Origin of the sequence: Bacillus timonensis, assembly GCF_004799755.1 — a bacterium.
Classification (GTDB): domain Bacteria; phylum Bacillota; class Bacilli; order Bacillales; family Bacillaceae_L; genus Ferdinandcohnia; species Ferdinandcohnia timonensis_A.
Window position 1 is genome coordinate 1 of the sequence record NZ_SLUB01000065.1, and the last position, 18,927, is coordinate 18,927.

Annotated in this window: 20 protein-coding genes and 1 riboswitch; all 20 genes read left to right on the forward strand. The window is 40.4% G+C overall.

Annotated features, from left to right (window positions below; all coding sequences use genetic code 11):
• The first annotated feature begins 156 nt into the window (after window positions 1–156).
• Window positions 157–1,098 (forward strand): Phenylacetic acid catabolic protein, encoded by a 942-nt coding sequence (locus E1I69_RS21220; RefSeq protein ID WP_431731899.1) that lies wholly within the window; start codon window positions 157–159, stop codon window positions 1,096–1,098.
• Window positions 1,099–1,100: 2 nt separating this feature from the next.
• Window positions 1,101–1,433 (forward strand): metal-sulfur cluster assembly factor, encoded by a 333-nt coding sequence (locus tag E1I69_RS21225; RefSeq protein WP_136381538.1) that lies wholly within the window; start codon window positions 1,101–1,103, stop codon window positions 1,431–1,433.
• A complete protein-coding gene (locus E1I69_RS21230) occupies window positions 1,430–1,654 on the forward strand; it encodes a hypothetical protein (protein WP_136381539.1) in 225 nt (74 codons plus the stop codon). Before E1I69_RS21225 ends, E1I69_RS21230 begins: the two co-directional genes overlap by 4 nt.
• Before the next feature lie 5 nt (window positions 1,655–1,659).
• The gene (locus tag E1I69_RS21235; protein WP_136381540.1) at window positions 1,660–2,289 is read left to right on the forward strand and encodes a Phenylacetic acid catabolic protein; all 630 of its coding nucleotides are present in this window, start codon (window positions 1,660–1,662) and stop codon (window positions 2,287–2,289) included.
• Window positions 2,279–2,443: a hypothetical protein gene (locus E1I69_RS25535; protein WP_431731900.1), complete on the forward strand. Its 165-nt coding sequence runs from the start codon at window positions 2,279–2,281 to the stop codon at window positions 2,441–2,443. The genes E1I69_RS21235 and E1I69_RS25535 overlap by 11 nt, the downstream gene beginning before the upstream one ends.
• Before the next feature lie 230 nt (window positions 2,444–2,673).
• On the forward strand, window positions 2,674–3,531 hold the full coding sequence (locus E1I69_RS21240) for a 3-hydroxyacyl-CoA dehydrogenase NAD-binding domain-containing protein (RefSeq protein ID WP_136381541.1): 858 nt from the start codon (window positions 2,674–2,676) through the stop codon (window positions 3,529–3,531).
• The gene (locus E1I69_RS21245; RefSeq protein WP_136381542.1) at window positions 3,521–4,267 is read left to right on the forward strand and encodes a 3-hydroxyacyl-CoA dehydrogenase family protein; all 747 of its coding nucleotides are present in this window, start codon (window positions 3,521–3,523) and stop codon (window positions 4,265–4,267) included. The genes E1I69_RS21240 and E1I69_RS21245 overlap by 11 nt, the downstream gene beginning before the upstream one ends.
• Window positions 4,264–5,463 carry a thiolase family protein gene (locus tag E1I69_RS21250; protein ID WP_136381543.1) on the forward strand — a complete coding sequence of 400 codons (1,200 nt, stop codon included), beginning with the start codon at window positions 4,264–4,266 and terminating at the stop codon, window positions 5,461–5,463. Before E1I69_RS21245 ends, E1I69_RS21250 begins: the two co-directional genes overlap by 4 nt.
• Before the next feature lie 17 nt (window positions 5,464–5,480).
• Window positions 5,481–6,965 (forward strand): aldehyde dehydrogenase family protein, encoded by a 1,485-nt coding sequence (locus tag E1I69_RS21255; protein WP_136381544.1) that lies wholly within the window; start codon window positions 5,481–5,483, stop codon window positions 6,963–6,965.
• Window positions 6,966–7,009: 44 nt separating this feature from the next.
• Window positions 7,010–7,804 carry an enoyl-CoA hydratase/isomerase family protein gene (locus tag E1I69_RS21260; protein ID WP_136381545.1) on the forward strand — a complete coding sequence of 265 codons (795 nt, stop codon included), beginning with the start codon at window positions 7,010–7,012 and terminating at the stop codon, window positions 7,802–7,804.
• Window positions 7,805–7,962: 158 nt separating this feature from the next.
• Window positions 7,963–9,537: a benzoate-CoA ligase family protein gene (locus tag E1I69_RS21265; protein WP_136381546.1), complete on the forward strand. Its 1,575-nt coding sequence runs from the start codon at window positions 7,963–7,965 to the stop codon at window positions 9,535–9,537.
• A gap of 382 nt (window positions 9,538–9,919) precedes the next feature.
• Complete coding sequence (locus E1I69_RS21270; protein WP_136381547.1) at window positions 9,920–11,158, forward strand: ABC transporter substrate-binding protein; 1,239 nt, start codon at window positions 9,920–9,922, stop codon at window positions 11,156–11,158.
• 70 nt (window positions 11,159–11,228) lie between these two features.
• Window positions 11,229–12,092: a branched-chain amino acid ABC transporter permease gene (locus E1I69_RS21275; protein WP_136381548.1), complete on the forward strand. Its 864-nt coding sequence runs from the start codon at window positions 11,229–11,231 to the stop codon at window positions 12,090–12,092.
• Window positions 12,093–13,106 (forward strand): branched-chain amino acid ABC transporter permease, encoded by a 1,014-nt coding sequence (locus tag E1I69_RS21280; protein WP_136381549.1) that lies wholly within the window; start codon window positions 12,093–12,095, stop codon window positions 13,104–13,106.
• Between the two features lie 11 nt (window positions 13,107–13,117).
• Window positions 13,118–13,882, forward strand: a complete 765-nt coding sequence (locus E1I69_RS21285) for an ABC transporter ATP-binding protein (protein WP_136381550.1) — start codon at window positions 13,118–13,120, stop codon at window positions 13,880–13,882.
• Entirely contained in the window at window positions 13,875–14,573 is a 699-nt protein-coding gene (locus E1I69_RS21290; protein ID WP_136381551.1) for an ABC transporter ATP-binding protein, read from the forward strand. The genes E1I69_RS21285 and E1I69_RS21290 overlap by 8 nt, the downstream gene beginning before the upstream one ends.
• 186 nt (window positions 14,574–14,759) lie before the next feature.
• Window positions 14,760–14,866: riboswitch (SAM riboswitch) on the forward strand.
• An 87-nt stretch (window positions 14,867–14,953) separates the two neighbouring features.
• A complete protein-coding gene (locus tag E1I69_RS21295; protein ID WP_136381552.1) occupies window positions 14,954–15,967 on the forward strand; it encodes a methionine ABC transporter ATP-binding protein in 1,014 nt (337 codons plus the stop codon).
• The gene (locus E1I69_RS21300; protein WP_136381553.1) at window positions 15,957–16,628 is read left to right on the forward strand and encodes a methionine ABC transporter permease; all 672 of its coding nucleotides are present in this window, start codon (window positions 15,957–15,959) and stop codon (window positions 16,626–16,628) included. Before E1I69_RS21295 ends, E1I69_RS21300 begins: the two co-directional genes overlap by 11 nt.
• A gap of 30 nt (window positions 16,629–16,658) precedes the next feature.
• Window positions 16,659–17,498, forward strand: coding sequence for a MetQ/NlpA family ABC transporter substrate-binding protein (locus tag E1I69_RS21305; protein ID WP_136381554.1), 840 nt, complete (start codon window positions 16,659–16,661; stop codon window positions 17,496–17,498).
• 25 nt (window positions 17,499–17,523) lie between these two features.
• The gene (locus E1I69_RS21310) at window positions 17,524–18,618 is read left to right on the forward strand and encodes an iron-containing alcohol dehydrogenase family protein (protein ID WP_136381555.1); all 1,095 of its coding nucleotides are present in this window, start codon (window positions 17,524–17,526) and stop codon (window positions 18,616–18,618) included.
• Window positions 18,619–18,927: the final 309 nt, after the last annotated feature.

An 18,927-nucleotide genomic window follows, 5' to 3' on the forward strand; every position in this document is an offset into this window, starting at 1 on the left:
AGATGTGTATAAGAGACAGTCCCCACCCCATCCATTACGATTTTAAAATTAACGTCTAAAAAACAACATAAACATGTTGACAAACAATTTAAAATATTCTATATTACATATTATAAACGATAGTTTAAAAAACGTAATACAAAGAGGTGTTCATTGATGAGTATAAAGGAAGCTGAGGTATTACTAGAAAAGGTTCGAAATGGATTTATAGTAGAACGCATGGAGGATATGAATGACGAATATTTGAAAGCACTAAAACAAACGCTTGCGATTGTTGGAGATACAGAACTTCTTAGCGTCCCACCACTATTAACAGTCTACGATCAAGCCCCAAACTTAAACTATAAAATTACAGCTCTAGCAGTGATGCAAGATGAAATCGGTCACGCTCATATCGCGTACCGCTTGCTGGAAGACCTTGGGGAAGATGTGGACGAAATGCTTTATCGCCGACCGGCAAACCGATGGAAAAATCCATATGCGTTTGATTTTAAATTAGATAACTGGGTTGAATTAGGAGTCTTTAATGGATTGTTTGACCGTTCTGGATATACGCTTTTGGGTGATGCGTATGAACATACGTCCTATGGACCTTGGAAGCGTGCACTCGTAAAGGTTGATAAGGAAGAATTGTTCCACCTCCGAAACGGGGAAATCATTATGAGAAATGCGATGAAGAAGCCGGAAACAGCAAAGCAAGTACAAGATGCTGTGGATTGGATGTTCTTGATGGCACTTGAATTCTTCGGTGTTGCCGATAATCTTAAAAGTCGTTCGGCACAATTGGATTATCGACTAAAAGGGCGCACCAATGACGAATTAAGACAAAAGTGGTTATCAACGGCTGTTCCATTCTGTGAATCGATTGGAATCAGGGTTCCAGCTCATTACGATGAAGACCAAAGCAAGTATGTCATTGATGTTCCATTTCCATGTAAATTCGATGCTGAAAATAAAAAATGGTTAACGGACCAGCCTGACACATGGGAAGGGGCAATTGAACGTTTTAAGCAAAGAGGTCCTCAAAATAAAGAGTTTGTTGCCAGAATCCAAAAGGGAGTTTGGGAGTTCGAACAAATGAGAGCAGAGGAGGCATAAACATGAGTGGAGTTATCCAAAGCGAACAAACGACTACGAAATACTGGGATGCTCTAAAAGAAGTGATGGATCCAGAGTTTCCAATCAGTGTTGTAGATATGGGTTTGATCTATAACATCACCCGACATGGAAGCGACTTAGAGGTTGAAATGACGTATACTTCCACTGGATGTGCTTGTATGCAGTGGATTGAAAACGATATCAAAGAGCGTTTGCTAAAGGAAGCTGAGGTAGAAGATGTAAAGATTCAGGTTGTATGGGATCCACCTTGGACAACGGCAAACCTAAGTGAAGAAGGAAAGAAAAAGTTAAAACATTGGGGGGTAAGTTCATGACAGTAGAAGCAGCAACGAAGCATGATTACCTTCTTCTCACTCGAATCAATCGTGGAGATGAACTTATTCATGTGGGGACATTCAAAGCAGTTAATGATAATCTCGCCAAAATTTATGCGCAGCATATTTACGATGAAGAAGACTGGGTTGAAATGTACGTGGTGAAAAAAGAAAACCTTGTTTGTGTTCGAAGCCCAGAACCATTATTTGCAAAGGAGTGAGAAGGTTGACTAATGAACATAACTCGTTAATAGAACTAGGGGAAACCATTGCAGATAATAAATTTGTTTTAGGTGACCGCTTAGTCGAAATCGGGATCAGTGGTCCTACATTAGAAGGAACACTTTCATCAATCGCCATGGCTCAGCAGGAACTAGGTCATTCTAGACTTTTATATCGATGGGTTTCTGACCTAACAGGTGTGAAGGCGGAAGTGAAGGACCAAACAGGAAAGGCATTTCAACAGAATGTCAAAATTGGGAACTGGATTGAACTCATTGCCGGGCTTTACGTCACAAATGTTGCGGTAGATTTAGTGATGAAGGCAATGATTGAAGCAAATAACCCGAATGTGAACCCGCCTTTTACAAAAATGCTAAAGGAGCAGCAGGAGCATCTCATCTATTCAGAGAGCTGGTGTGAACAGTTGTTGCTTGATAAGGGTTCGATTCCGAGAAGATGTCGAGAAGCAATTGAGAAAACGGCTCAGGAAGCAAAGGAATGGTTAATTAAAGTAGAAGATGACATGTATCTCGTTACAGAAAGCATTATTCCAAAGGATGCGAGATTAGTAGAACAATTCAATGCAACCATTCAAGAAGTATCAAGGGAAGCGGCGAAGCAAAATGTCGGCTAGTAAAGAGAACGTCCAATGTTCATTTTGCTCATCTAATGATGTAAAGAAGATTTCATCCTTTGGAACAGCCCAATTAGTTCGCCAATACTACTGTAACGAATGTAAAAGCGTATTCGAATACATTCGATGGCAGAGGGAAGACGCGGCAAAGTAAAATAATTGTTCAAAAAGGAGGATGAAGAGGACCGCGTCGACAAGAACGCCACGTCCTGTGGCATTGTCGACACTAGCACTTCCTGTGCGTCGAAATTTCAAGGCGGTGCAGCTTTGAGTACCGGAGCGTATGCAGTTAATACGTGAGGAACGGAAAAGCAAGCCAACACAGAAATTCGATGCGTCAAATTCACCGGACTTTTTGAACATCCTCTAAAAGGGGTCGAAAACATGCAAATTAATAAGATAGGTGTTATTGGTTCTGGCACCATGGGAGCAGGGATCGCTCAGTTACTCGTTCAAAATGGATACCCTGTCATGCTCTTTGATATTGACGAAAAAACGGTGACCCGAGCAAAAGAATCAATAGAATCAAAGCTTGATAGATTAGTTGTTAAAGAGAAAATAAGCCTTACCACCTCAGAACTAGCAAAAAAGAATTTGGCTACCACAACGGATATGAACTCATTTGCCGACTGCCAATTGGTGATTGAGGCAGCACCGGAAAGGCTAGAAATCAAACGTTCTATCTTTTCACAACTGGAAGAAATCTGTACGAAAGATTCGATTTTGGCGTCGAATACTTCCTCACTTTCGATTACAGAAATCTCTGGACAAAGCGCACATCCAGAACGAATCGCTGGCTTGCACTTTTTTAACCCGGCACCAATTATGCCACTTGTAGAAGTCGTAAAGGGATTAAAAACAGCTTCCTCAACTGTTGAAACCCTAGTAGAATTTGCCAAAACGATTCACAAAAATCCAGTAATGTGCAAGGATACACCAGGTTTTATTGTGAACCGAGTAGCAAGACCATTTTACAATGAAGCTTTACGAATTATGAATGATAAAATCGCATCCGTTGAACAAATCGACCGAATTATGAAACGCGCTGGGAATTTTAAAATGGGACCTTTCGAATTACAGGACCTAATCGGGATTGATATCAATTTCGCAACAACCAAGTCCGTATACGAAGGATTTCACGGAGAAAGCAGATTCCGTCCTCATTACTATCAGGAGCGAATGGTTCAATCAGGTAGCTTAGGAAGAAAAACAAAAGGAGGGTTCTTCGAATATGACAACTAAAACAATCGTCATTGCAGGGGATAATTTACTCGCAAAAGAACTCTCCAATTCTTTTCAAGAAATCGAGCAGGTCCGTTTAGTTGAGCCAAACCGAATGGATCAAGAAGTCGATGTTGTGATTGAAACGACCAACCTTGATAAGAGTGAAAAGAAACGTCGAATGCAAGAAATTGAAGCAAGTGTTCGTCCTTCCACGTTACTTTTATCCACAACTCTCGGTGTGACAGCTACAGAGGTTGCTTCATGGCTGAACTACCCTGATAGAGTAGTAGGGTTTGGGACATTTGCGAATTTTAAAGAAGGTAACTTAATCGAAGTGGCACTGCCCTTACAGGCTGACCCAAGATATGTGCATGCAGCTGCCGAGATTTTTTCATTGATTCATCAAGACATTGAACTTGTGGAGGATGAAGTGGGTTTCGTGTTCCCACGAGTTTTATCCATGATTGTTAATGAAGCGGCGTATGCATTAACGGAGCAAACGGCTGAGGCGGAAGCCATCGATGTCGCGATGAAAAAAGGCACGAATTATCCAATGGGTCCGCTTGAGTGGGCAGAGAAAATTGGGCTTGATGACGTATATGCCGTTTTAAGTGGATTATATCAAGAATTAGGGGAAGAGCGTTATCGCCCGGCTCCGCTTATTCGAAAGCTTGTGTATGCAGGATGGATTGGCGGAGAAACCGATAGATGCTTTTACCATTATCAAAACCGAAACAAGGAGCTTTCACTATGAGAGAAGCAGTCATTATTGATGCTGTTCGAACACCGATTGGGAAACTTAACGGTTCACTTACTAGTGTTCGACCAGATGACCTTGCAGGACATGTGATTAAACAGCTAATGGCTCGCGTGGACCTTGATCCGTCATTAATCGAAGATGTATTTTTCGGGTGTGCGAATCAAGCGGGGGAAGATAATCGAAATGTGGCGAGAATGGGCTTACTTCTTGCCGGACTCCCAGTTTCCATTCCCGGGGTAACGGTCAATCGCCTTTGTGGCTCTGGGCTAGAGGCAGTGAATCAGGCCGCAGCTGCAATTAAATCAGGATTAGGGGACGTCTTTATTGCAGGTGGAACTGAAAGTATGACCCGTGCACCTTACGTTATGATGAAGCCTCATGTGACAAATGCGAAAGGCAATCAAACCTTACATGACACGATGTTAGGCTGGCGACTGGTCAATCCTGTGATGAATGACATGTATCCTCCTATTAGTCTAGGAGAAACCGCCGAAAATGTTGCAGAGAAATATGGGATTTCACGAGCAGAGCAGGATGAGCTTGCCCTATTAAGTCAACAAAGGGCAGCAGTGGCGATTCAAAGTGGAAGATTCGATGATGAGCTTGTGCCAATTGAAATACCACAGCGAAAAGGAGAACCGCATCTATTCAAAGAGGATGAGCATGCACGACCTGAAACCACATTGGAAACACTAGCGAAGCTAAGACCTGTTTTTCGAAAGGATGGGACTGTAACCGCAGGGAATTCATCGGGGATCAATGATGGTTCAAGTGCTATTCTCGTCATGGAAGAGGAACTCGCCAAAAAGCTTGGATTAAATCCAATTGCGAGAGTGGTCACTTCTGCCGTTAGTGGAGTACACCCAGACTATATGGGAATTGGCCCAGTTCCAGCAACAAGAAAAGCATTGCAAAGAGCGGGTCTAACCGTTCAGGATCTGGATTTAATCGAAATAAATGAAGCATTTGCAGCACAATCTGTTGCATGTATAAAAGAACTAGAGCTTGATATGGATAAAGTGAATGTCAATGGTGGTGCGATTGCATTAGGGCATCCACTTGGATGTAGCGGTTCACGAATTGTAACAACACTTGTTCATGAGATGCAAAAACGTGATGTGCGTTATGGGTTAGCAACCATGTGCATCGGCGTTGGCCAAGGAATTGCAACGATTATCGAGAAAATGTAGGGAGTGAAACAACATCTATGGTGCAATTAAAAGAAACGTACCAACTATTGATTAATGGAGAATACTCAAATAGTAGCAACAATGAATTTTTTGAAACCTATAACCCAGCAACTGGTGAGGTGTTAGCAACAGTCGCAAAGGCAACGAAGGAGGATGTGGATCGCGCTGTTGACGCAGCCAGAAACGCATTTGAAAATGGTAAATGGCCGAAGATGCCTCAAGCGAGAAGAGCAAGAGTTTTAAACAAAATTGCGGACATCATGCGGGAACGTTTCAATGATTTGGTTGAAGCAGAAGTATTAAATAGCGGAAAAACGGTAGCGGCTGCAAAAGGACAAATTGGTCAGGCAATTGAAGACTTTGAATTTTATGCGGGAGCCATTACAACCTTTGGCGGACGTACAAACCCAGTTCCGAATGGATTTTTTAACTATACCGTAAAAGAACCAGTAGGAGTTTGTGCACAAATTATTCCGTGGAACTACCCATTAATGATGGCTGCGTGGAAAATCGCACCTGCCATCGCAGCGGGATGTCCGGTTATTCTGAAGCCTGCATCCCATACACCGATTACCGCTTATATGCTTGCCGATATTTGTCATGAGGCTGGTGTTCCAGCGGGTGTAGTGAATGTTATTACAGGAAGTGGCTCAGTTATTGGTCCATACTTAACGACTCATCCTGGCGTCGATAAGGTTGCCTTTACTGGTGAAACGGAAACCGGAAAAGATATTATGGCGAAAGCTTCAACCACCTTAAAGCGTGTTACTTTAGAGCTAGGTGGGAAATCTCCGAATATCGTTTTTGATGACGCGGACATTGAAGGTGCAGTTGTCGGTTCTATTTATGGGATTTTCTATAACACAGGTCAGTCCTGTGAAGCTCGTTCACGGCTATTCGTGCACGAATCTATTTATGATGAATTTGTCGAGAAATTTATTGAAAAAGCTAAAAAACTAAAGGTCGGCGATCCATTCGATAAGGAAACTCATATGGGAGCCCTGATTTCTAAGGAACATGAAGGCGTTGTCGACGGCTATGTAAAGCTTGCTATTGAAGAAGGTGGAGAAATTCTTTATGGAGGAAAAAGACCTGAGGGCAGCGAATTTGATAAAGGATATTGGTATATGCCAACCGTGATTGGTAATGTCACAAATGATATGAGAATTGCGCAAGAAGAGGTCTTCGGTCCAGTCGTTGTGATCATGAAATTTAAAGATGAAGACGAAGTGCTCAAATTATCCAATGATTCCATTTTTGGACTTGGTTCGGCTGTATGGACGAAAGATCACGGAAGGGCACACCGAATAGCTGAAGGAATTCGTGCAGGTATCGTCATGGTGAACTGTCCAATTTCAGCCTTCCCTGGAACACCATTTGGTGGATATAAGCAATCAGGATTTGGCAGAGAGTTAAGTGTTGAAACCCTTGATCTATACAGTGAAACAAAGAGTGTTGTCTCTTATAACGGAGAACGTCTACTAAATATTTTCAGAATATAGTTTATTTAATTAATTTTCAAATTAAAATATTGGAGGAATGTAAAATGACTGTTAATTTAGAAACGAAAACACTTACGGTGAAAAAAGCGGATGGTATTGCAGAAGTCCACATGCATGTAAACAAAACAAATGCTTATGATCTTGAGTATTACAAAGAGCTAAATGCGGCAATTGATGACATCCGTTTTGACAATGATATTAAAGTGGTTGTGTTAATGAGTGATATGCCGAAGTTTTTCTCTGCAGGTGCTAATATTAACTTCTTAAAGTCATCAGAGCCTCGTTTTAAAACACAATTCTGCTTGTTCTGTAATGAAACGTTAGATAAAATTGCTCGTTCTCCACAAATCTGGATCGCTTGCTTAGAAGGTCATACGGTTGGTGGCGGATTAGAAATGGCTCTTGCATGTGACTTACGTTTTATGGGAGACCAAGCAGGAAAAATCGGACTTCCAGAAGTATCTCTAGGTGTATTAGCAGGAACTGGCGGAACTCAGCGCCTTGCTCGTCAAGTGGGGCATTCTAAAGCCCTTGATTTGAACATCACGGGTGAAACATTAACTCCACAAGAGGCATTAGCTATTAAACTAGTTGATCGTATCTTCCCTCAAGAAGAAACACGAGCAAAGACATTAGAATATGCACAAAAAATCGCGAGCAGCGCTACTTACGCAACGTCTAACATTAAATTATCAATCATGAACGGTAAAGAAATGCCACTTAACGTAGCAATCCGATACGAAGGGGAGCTTCAAAATCTATTATTCCGTTCACAAGATGCCCAAGAAGGCTTAAGTGCATTCATCGAAAAACGTGAACCAAACTGGTCTGGTAAGTAAATCAATCATTTTCATCAATCTTTATGGCTAATTTACACTATTACTACCGTGCTAATATCATAATCATCTACGAATGACTCCGAAAAAAAGTGGAGGTAAACAATTACCTCCACTATCTGAAATTTTTACTATCCACAAGATAGGTAAGGAGGAAGAATGTGATAAAAGTAGCTTCGGATTTAAAAGGAATTGCAACGAAGTACAATGCTGCCGATCGATTTATTGAAGAAAATGTACGGAATGGACGAGGGAAAAAGGTAGCGATAGTGAGTGGAGACGAACAAGTTACTTATCAAGAGCTTCTTAATCGTGTTAATCGATTTGGAAACGCTCTCAAAGGATTAGGTGTTCAAAATGAAAACCGCGTGCTATTGGTACTGCATGATACGGCTGAGAATATCGTATCCTTTTTCGGTGCAGTAAAGATTGGTGCTCTTCCTATTCCAACTAACACCATGCTACAGCCTCATGATTATGAATATCTATTAAACCACAGTCGATCAAAGGTACTTGTTATACACGAGGACCTCTGGAGCAAAATTAAGGAAAACAGAGATCGATTTGTTTTTCTTCAGCATGTTATTGTCGTCACAGAAAACACATCTGTAGATGCAAATGAAATAGATTTCCATGAACTTATGAATCATGCTTCAACAGAACTTGAGTCATTCATGTCCGTAAAGGATGATCCCGCATTTTGGTTATATAGTTCTGGTAGTACAGGAAATCCAAAAGGCGTCATTCACCATCAACGAAGTATGGAAGCAGCATATAACACGTATGCGAAACAAGTTTTAGGGATAAATGAAAATGATATTACCTTTTCTGCATCTAAGCTCTTCTTTGCTTATGGGCTTGGAAATGGCATGTATTTCCCATTGGGAGCAGGAGGTACAACGGTTCTTTTAAAGGATCGGCCTACACCAGATAGAGTGTTTGAAACACTTGAAAAGACCAAACCGACAATCTTTTTTGGCGTCCCAACGCTTTATGGTAGTTTGATTAACTATGCAGAACGAACAGGCAACATTCCTGACCTATCTTCTGTAAGAGTTTGTGTATCTGCAGGTGAAGCACTCCCTGATACATTTGTGAACAAATGGAAAGAACTTTTTAATCTTGATATTTTAGATGGAATTGGGTTAACAGAGGCCCTACATATCTTTATTTCAAATCGAGTTGGAGACATTCGCCCTGGTAGTACAGGGAAGCCAGTTCCTGGCTATGAGGCGAAAATTGTCAATGACGAAGCCAAAGAGGTTGGGCCAAATGAAGTGGGTGACTTAGTCATTAAAGGTGAGAGTCTAACGGGTGGATACTGGACCAATATCGCTGAAAATCAGAGTAAGTTTCACGGTGAATGGATGTACACAGGGGATAAATATTATAAAGATGAACAGGGTTATTTTTGGTATTCAGGACGATCTGATGACATGCTGAAGGTCAGTGGAATTTGGGTATCACCTGTGGAGGTAGAAGCAACACTACTTAAGCATGACTCTGTCCTTGAGGTTGCGGTCATTGGTGTGAAGACAGAGGATAACTTGGATCTTCCAAAGGCTTGTATTGTTCTGAAAGAGGGAGTAGCCCCGTCTGAAGACTTAAAAGCCGACTTAAAAGCATATGTAAAAGCAAACCTAGCACCCTATAAATATCCAAGAATCATCGAGTTTATGGATGAAATTCCAAAAACGGCTTCTGGTAAAATGCAGCGGTTTAAATTAAGACAATAATTAGATGTTTCATATGCGAAAGTAAAATTAACATAATATATATTTTCGCCTTGATCTTACATGATTAGTCAATGAAACCGACTTCAATAAGTGGTGTTATTTACCATATATGCGTATAAAATAGAGGTCGTGATGGAATAGATACTCAACTTTTGTCGAGCCTTTGTTCCATCCCTCCTCCATTTTTTTGTGTCTAGCAGCAGAAAAATTTATTACGTTTTTTTAATGAAAGATACAAATAAGTATTGAATATTTGAATAGTAATAACTATAATAATATTCAGAATATTAAAAAGGGGGAGTTCCATACATAATACAAGTTTATGAGTATAACCACCAAAGAGGGTCAGATGATTAAGCTTTTAAAAAAAGGGAGGTTTACTATGAAGCTAGTAAAGAGAAATTGGTTGATTATGTTGGCGTTTGTTCTATTACTTTCAGCATGTAGCTCAGGAGCAATCAGTACGACTACAGATAAAAATAAAAAAGAGGAAAAGGAAGAACCGACAACTTCTGATTCTGCAAGTGACGAGCCTATTAAAATTGGTGCGTTATTACCATCAACAGGTGTATACGCATCACTTGGTGAAAATGTGAAGAATGGAATGGAACTCTATTTTGAAGAGATCGGCTGGGAAGTTGCAGGAAAGAAGATAGAAATCGTGCATGAAGACACAGAGGCAGACCCGCAAGTTTCTTTACGAAAACTTCGTAAGTTAATAGAGCAGGATAAAATTGATATTTTAACTGGTCCAATCAGTACGGCGGTTGCATATGCGATCCGCGATGAAGTAGAAAAGAATAAATTACCATTCCTTGTATCACATGCGGGTGGTAATGACCTAACAAGATCAAAGCGTAGTGATTATATCTGGCGTTCATCATTCTCTTCCTACCAAATTGGCCATTCAATGGGTCAATGGGCATATGACAATATTGGCGAAAAAATCTATTTAACAGCTGCTGACTATGCCTTTGGTCATGAAGCGACCGCAGCGTTTAAAGATGCGTATACCGCAGCAGGTGGGGAAATCGTCGAGGAAGTATTTGCGCCACTAGGAAATAATGACTACTCCTCTTATCTAGCAAAAATGAATCGTGATGACATTGATGGAATCTACGCATTCTTTGCTGGTACTGATGCAATCCGCTTTGTTCAACAATATGAGCAATATGGATTAAAAGGTAAGATTCCTTTAATTGGTTCTGGATGGCTCACGGCTGAAGATACTCGTCCACAGCAAGGAACGGCTCCTGAAGGAATCATTGCTTCAATTTTCTGGGATTATAGCCTTGACACTCCTGAAAATAAAAAGTTTGTTGAAGCATATGAAGCGAAGTTTAATGCTCGACCAAGTATCGAATCTGCAGAAGGATATGATGCAGCTGCGATTATGGCAAAAGCAATTGAAGCGTTAAATGGAGATGTTTCAGACCCGGATAAACTAGTAGAGGAAATCTCAAAGGTTGAGCTTAATAGCCCAAGAGGTCCAATCAAGTTTGATCAGGAAACACATCAAATTATTCAAAACTTATATATCGTTGAGACTTATCTAGATGGCGATAAGACAGAAAATAAAGTAATCGATACAGTACCAGAAGTTGTAGACCCAGGAAAATAAGAAAATATAAAAGAAGGAGGCAAAGGTAACATGTGTTGCCTCTTTCTTTACATTTGATAGGGGGAAAGTAATGGATACATTGGTTTTGCAATTGATGAATGCACTTAGCTACGGGTTTCTCCTTTTCATTATTACATGTGGGATAAGTCTCGTTTTCGGTATTTTAGGGGTATTAAATTTAGCTCATGGCTCCTTATATTTATTAGGGTCATATATTGGCTATTCAATCGTGGTAAAATCAGGGCTACCATTTTGGGTTGCTCTATTAGTTGTGCCATTTATGATTGCCATCATTGGGTTGATTTTAGAAGTGGTCCTACTTCGTCCTACTTATAAGCTTGGTCACCTCTCACAAGTGTTGTTAACCTTTGGTCTTGCGTATATCTTCCATGATCTCTTCTCCATAATTTGGGGTAAAAACATTATGACCGTAACACCACCTGCTTTCCTAAGCCAATCTGTTGAAGTGATGGGGAATATGATTCCTTCCTATCGCCTTGCCTTAATTGTGGTCGGAATCATCATTGCGTTGGTGCTTTGGTATACACAGGAAAAAACAAAATGGGGCGCTGTCATCCGAGCGGGATTATCTGATAAAGAGATGGTTGGTGGGCTAGGCGTTAATATCCACCTTGTTTTTACACTCGTCTTTTTCTTTGGAAGCTTTCTAGCTGGGGTTGGTGGAGTACTTGGTTCGCCGATTCTAGGGGTAGCTCCAGGAATGGAGTTTAACATCCTGATTTTATCACTTGTTGTCCTTGTTGTTGGAGGGCTCGGGTCTGTCTCGGGGACGATTATCGCCAGTCTCTTAGTCGGAATGGTGGAAACCTTTAGTCGCTTCTTTGTTCCTGAATTAAGTTTAATCATTACATTTGCATTAATGGCTGCAGTATTAATTATCCGTCCGCAAGGATTGATAGGAAGGAGGGCATAAATGGGCAAACAGTGGGTCAAAGGTAGTTTATTATTTTTCTTAATGGTTGCTGCTCCATTTTTCGTTTCTTTGTATTACGTAAACATTTTTACAGAAATTTTGATTTTTGGGATTTTCGCCATTAGCTTAAATATCCTCGTCGGACAAACCGGATTGGTCTCATTAGGGCATGCTGCGTTTTTCGGTGCTGGTGCCTATGCAACAGGTCTTGCTGCTAGTCATCTATCGACAAATGTGTTTCTAACCCTTGTAACCGGAATGGTGATTGCATTTCTATTAGCCATTTTGATTGGCTTTGTATCAACAAAGGCTCATGGATTTTACTTTTTGATGCTAACACTTGCATGCTCTCAAATGGTCTATTCTGTCATCTACCAATGGACGGATGTAACAGGCGGATCAAATGGTTTATCAGGAATTCCAGCTCCAAGTCTGTTTGGAGAGTTTATCCTTTCCAATCAAGTGTTCATCTATTATTTTACTTTAGTCGTGTTTACGATCGTTATTCTCATCATTAACAGACTTCTTCACTCCCCGTTAGGGTATGTATTCATCGGAATTAAAGAAAATGAAGATCGAATGAAGTCGATTGGGTATAACACAACCTTCTATAAAAACATCAGCTTTTTGATTGCGGGTACTTTAGGTGGATTAGCCGGCGGACTCTATGTATTCTTCAATGGCTTCGTTGCTCCGACAGATGTGTACTGGACTGTTTCAGGATCTGTATTAATCATGGTACTAGTCGGTGGTTCAGGTACGCTTTGGGGACCAGTTATTGGAGCGGCGTTTATCGTTATATTGGAGACAATTATTAGCTCATACACAGAAAGTTGGATGATGATTATCGGTGCTGCATTCATTCTATTTACAATCTTTGCTCCATCCGGCATTGCGGGGTTGTTCTTAAGAATTGTGCAAAATCTATTTAAAGCAAAGCCCCAACCGGTAAAGGAAGAATATATTGAGCATTCGATTGAACCTATTAAACAGCAATCAAAAATGAATGGATAGGGGGGACAGGGATGACGACGATTCTTTCAATTCAACATCTATCAAAACATTTTGGTGGTTTGAAGGTGATTGAAGATATTACATTAGAGATTTCTGTTGGCGAACGTGTTGGATTAATTGGACCCAATGGTGCCGGAAAGACAACCTTTTTTAATATGATTGCAGGAGACTTGAATCCTAGCGGGGGCACGATTACTTATTTTGGCCAAGATATTACGAAGGTTCCTAATTATAAACGAACAGTAAATGGAATCGTACGTACGTTTCAGAAAAATAATCTCATGTTTGGGTTAACCGTAAAGGAGAATGTCCTACTTGTCTTGCAAAAAATGAGAAAGGAACATACTCAATGGTGGAAGAGTGTCAGTTTTAAAAACTATCGTGCACTTCATGAAGAAACAGATGCGCTGTTACAAGAATGGAACCTTGAACCATATAGTGAGATGAAGGTCCAAGAACTCTCTTATGGGGTTCAAAGACAAATTGAGATTGTTATGGCGATTGCCGGAAAACCGAAGCTGTTGCTGTTAGATGAACCAACTGCAGGTATGTCACAGGTTGAAACCGACCAAATTATTGAACTGATCAATAAGCTTCCGAAAGAAGTAACCATCTGTATGATTGAACATGATATCGATGTGTTGTTCGGAAATATGGACCGTGTGATTGTCCTTCATACAGGAAAACTAATTGCCGATGGCACTCCAGAGGCTGTTCGTGAAAACGAAGAGGTTAAGGAAATTTACTTAGGTCGGGAGGAGGCTTCACATGCTTAAACTAAACAATGTTAATAGCTTCTATGGTTCCAGTCACATTCTTCATGGCGTAAATCTCGAGGTGAAGGAAGGGCAGGTTGTTACTCTGCTTGGAAGAAATGGCATGGGGAAAACAACAACGATGCATTCCATCATTGGGTTTGTTAGTAAAGTACAGGGGGAAATCCTATTCGAAGGTCAAAATATGGCCTCACTTCAAAGTCACCAAATTGCGAAAAAGGGAATCGGAATTGTTCCACAGGGCCGAAGAATTTTCCCAAACCTAACAGTGACAGAAAATCTAACCGTGTTCGCTGATTCCAAAAAAGGCGATTGGAATCTAGAGAAAATTTTTCACTATTTTCCTCGATTAAAGGAACGTGAAAAATCGCATGCAGGTACTCTTAGTGGTGGCGAACAGTCGATGCTGTCAATCGGGCGAGCCTTGATGAGAAATCCGAAAATCCTTCTCCTCGATGAGCCCACAGAGGGACTATCCCCATTAATGGTAAGTGAAGTAATGGATGTTCTTTTGAAATTGAAAGAGAGTGGCATGTCGATGCTTTTAGTTGAACAGAATATCTCAACGGCATTACGAATCGCGGATGATGTGTATATTTTAAGTAAGGGAAAAGTCGTCTTTCACGACAATCCAGAAGAACTTAAAAATAATATGGATATCGCGTATCACCATTTAGCCTTAAGCAGCTAGCAGTAGCCCTTCCCATTCGCGGGAACGGGCTATTTATGATTTAATGGAAACTTTTTTTAAAAAAATTCAATCATTATTATCATTGAAATGGAAGCGTAAACACTAGGTGGCTAGTGTTACAATTGTTATTGACAAAATATGAATAGACTAGTAGTATCTTACTATACTAACTAAAATAAATTTTCAAACTTATCGAGAGCGACCGAGGGACTAGGCCCTACGACGTCCGGCAACCCCCACTATTGGGAAGGTGCCAATTCCTGCAGAATGACTTTCATTCTGAAAGATAAGTCGAGATAATTCTTGTATTTCGATGCCTCTTTCAGTGTGAAAGAGGCATTTTTATCGTTAAAAAATAGAGTAACAAATGAGGTATTTATATGATTGAAATTCGGAATCTTTCAAAGATATATACAACAAAAAACGGGACTGTCACAGGTGTGGACAATGTCTCACTCCACATAGAAACTGGGGAAATCTTCGGTATTGTAGGATACTCGGGAGCGGGAAAGAGTTCCCTGCTGCGTTGTATCAACCTGCTCGAACGACCAACCTCTGGAAGCATCCTAGTCGATAATGTGGATCTCACTTCTCTGAAAAGCAGTGAGTTAAGGATTGCGCGGTTGAAAATCGGAATGATTTTTCAACATTTCTACTTAATTAGTCAAAAAACAGTATTCGAAAACATTGCGTTTTCCTTGAAGGCTGCCAATTTACCAAAAGATCGAATCAAAAAACGAGTTGAAGATTTACTTGAGATGGTGGGTCTTTTGGATAAGAAGGATGTCTACCCGTCACAGCTAAGTGGTGGTCAAAAGCAAAGGGTCGGGATAGCCAGGGCACTAGCAAATGACCCAAAGGTGTTGCTTTGTGATGAAGCAACTTCCGCACTGGACCCAACGACAACAAAATCAATCTTAAAGCTATTAAAAAAGATTAATAAAGAACTAGGGATTACGATTGTCCTCATTACCCATGAGATGGATGTTGTGAAAGAAATTTGTAACCGTATGGCGATTATGCAAGATGGAAGGGTCATTGAGGAAGGCTCGGTTTACGATGTTTTTGCAAGTCCGAACACGGAATTAACGAAGGAGTTTATTGAAAGTGTTGTTTCATTCGAAATCCCGGAAGTTATTCTTGAGGCATGTGAAGGACCAATCGTGAAGGTTACATTCAAAGGAAATGTAGCAGGTGAAGGGGTTATTTCGGATATGCTCCAAACTTTCAATGTTAAGGGGAATTTCCTTCACGGCTCCATTGAATATATTCAAGATTCACCACTTGGCATTTTTATCATGGAGATAAGAGGTAATCTAGAAGAAATCAAATCAGCACTAAACTACATTGAAGAACGTGCTGCCCAGGTGGAGGTGCTACGTGATGGGAATTGATTTTAATCATCTTCTGGAACTACTCCCAGATATCAATACAGCGTTTTTTCAAACAATCTATATGATTGCCATATCATTACTTATTGCTGTTGTAATCGGACTTCCGGTTGGAATTCTTCTATATGTAACCGATAAAGGGTTATTTCTAGAAAACAAAGTCGTGCAAAATGTTCTAGGATTTGTCGTGAACTTAATCCGTTCAATTCCATTTATTATCTTACTTGTAGCATTGATTCCTATCACGAATTTCATCGTGGGTACGACGATCGGTCCAACCGCAGCATCCGTTTCACTTTCAGTTGCAGCGATTCCATTTTTTGCGAGAATTGTGGAAACAGCTTTACGGGAAATTGACCGAGGTGTAATCGAAGCAGCAATTGCAGCCGGTGCAACACCTTGGATGATTATAAAAGATGTATTGCTCCTTGAAGCAAGATCAGGAATTATTTCCGGAGTCACATTAACACTCATTAGTTTAATTGGATTTTCAGCCATGGCCGGTACTGTCGGTGGTGGAGGGATCGGGGATTTAGCAATCCGATTCGGTTATTACCGCTATGACAATACGATCATGTTTGCAACTGTTTTAATCTTAATTATTTTGGTTCAAGTCATCCAACTCCTTGGCGACTACATCGCGAAGGTAGTAGATAAAAGATAACAAACAAAAATGAGAAAGAAGGAAGAAAAAATGAAAAAATGGGTAACAGGTATTATTTTACTTTTAGTCGCATTTGTAGTTACAGCATGTGGAAGCAGTGCAAGCAACGGAGATGAAGGTAGCGACTCTGCTGCGGAATCAAAAGAAATTAAAATTGGAGCAACAGCTGGACCATACAGTGACATGGCGAAAAAAGCTCTTAAGCCAGGTCTTGAAGAACTAGGATACACCGTTGAAATCGTTGAATTTAGTGACTATATCCAACCAAATAAAGCATTAGATAATGGAGATATCCAAGCAAACCTATTCCAACACACAATTTATCTAGAAAACTTTGAAAAAGAGAACAACATGGACTTAACCGCTTTAATTAATGTCCCAACAGCACCAATGGGAATTTACTCAAACGTCTATAAATCAATCGATGAAGTAAAAGAGGGTTCAACGGTAACTCTTCCAAATGACCCAACAAATGCAGCACGTGCATTAAACACATTACGTGATACTGGGCTTATTACAATTGCTAAGGATGCCGATCCTTTAACCGTTTCGGAAAAAGACATTGAAGAAAATAAAAAGAATTTAAAATTCCAACCAATTGAAGCAGGTCAATTACCACGTTCCGTTGATAGTGCAGATTTAGCTGCCGTTCCTGGTAACTTTGCATTAGCTGCAAAAATGAATTTATTAGATGCACTTACACTTGAAGATATGTCTGATTCATATCGAAATGTAGTTGCCATTAGCGCCAAAAACAATGATTCGCAGTTTGCGAAAGATTTAAAAGCTGTAGTTGAATCAGAAGGCTTCGAAAAAGTAATCGATGAGGAATTCCAAGGCTTTGGTAAGCCAGCATGGATGGAAAACTAAGCTATAGTAGTAAGGAGTGATGAAAGTGGATATCTTTTCAGTTCATGGAGCCCCTAGCGAATATAGTGTTTCCGAAGGTGTATTATGCATACTGGAAGAAAAGCTTGCAGAGCGCTCTTATCAAAACGTTTTATTCGTTCATGGGATAAAATCTTGGGAAGCTGCAAAGGAGTATATACCAGAGTTTTATAAAATTCAATCAGAACAGTATACGTATAGTGGTGAATGCTCAATAACTGAGATAGAATCCCTTTCATCATTTATAAAAAGGAAATCCTTTGATGCTGTAATTGGGATTGGTGGCGGGAAGGTTCTTGATTTAGTGAAGGCTACAAGCCATCTCTCACAAAAGCCTTACGTGCTAATCCCAACGCTAGCGTCTAATTGTGCACCGTGGACTCCATTAAGTGTCATTTATGATGACCATGGTTCATATATTCGTTATGATATGTTTCCAAATAACGCAAGCTTGGTCTTGGTTGAACCAAAGATATTATTGCACGCACCGATTGAGATGCTCATCGCAGGAATTGGCGATACATTGGCGAAATGGTATGAAGCCGATGTGCAAATGGCTAGAATCGAAAACAAATCGGTACCATTGTTAATCTCACATTATTCGGCTAGACAGTGCAAGGATCTTTTAATGAAGCATGCCGAAGCAGCAATTGAAGCCGCGAAAAGTGGAGTTCTTACTGATGATTTTATTAAGGTGGTTGAAACAATCATCGTGCTTGGCGGGATGGTTGGCGGCTTTGGTGACCATTACGGTAGAGTAGCCGGAGCACATTCAATCCATAACGGGTTGACGGTTTTAGAAGAGACTCATTCCGCTCTACATGGTGAGAAGGTGGCTTATGGTGTTTTGGTTCAACTTGTTTTAGAAAATAAGCTAGATGAGATTAATGAACTTCTTCCGCTTTATAAGAAACTCGGATTACCAGTGTCGATTCGGGATCTTGGGGTATCCAATGTTTTGGATGAAAGCATAAACCAAGTAGCCGAAAAATCAACAATCCCTGGTGAATCAATCCACGCGATGCCAATTGGTACGATTACAGCAGCGGATGTAAGCAAGGCAATTAATAATCTCGAAAAATATATACTGCATGAGAGATAAGGCAAAGTGTCTTGTCTCTTTTTTACGGGACAAAACAAGTGGCTGAAAATATACTTACTAATTATTGCTGGTTATAGAAAATGACGATATTCCTATCTGGATGGAAAGGTATAGGTTTCCAGATATTAGTGAGTTGGTGGTGCTCCAAGTAGTCTGGAGGGACATCGATTTCCAGATATTAGTGAGTTGGTGGTGCTCTAAGCAGTCTGGAGGGACACCGATTTCCAGATATTAGTGAGTTGGTGGTGCTCCAAGTAGTCTGGAGGGACATCGATTTCCAGATATTAGTGAGTTGGTGGTGCTCCAAGT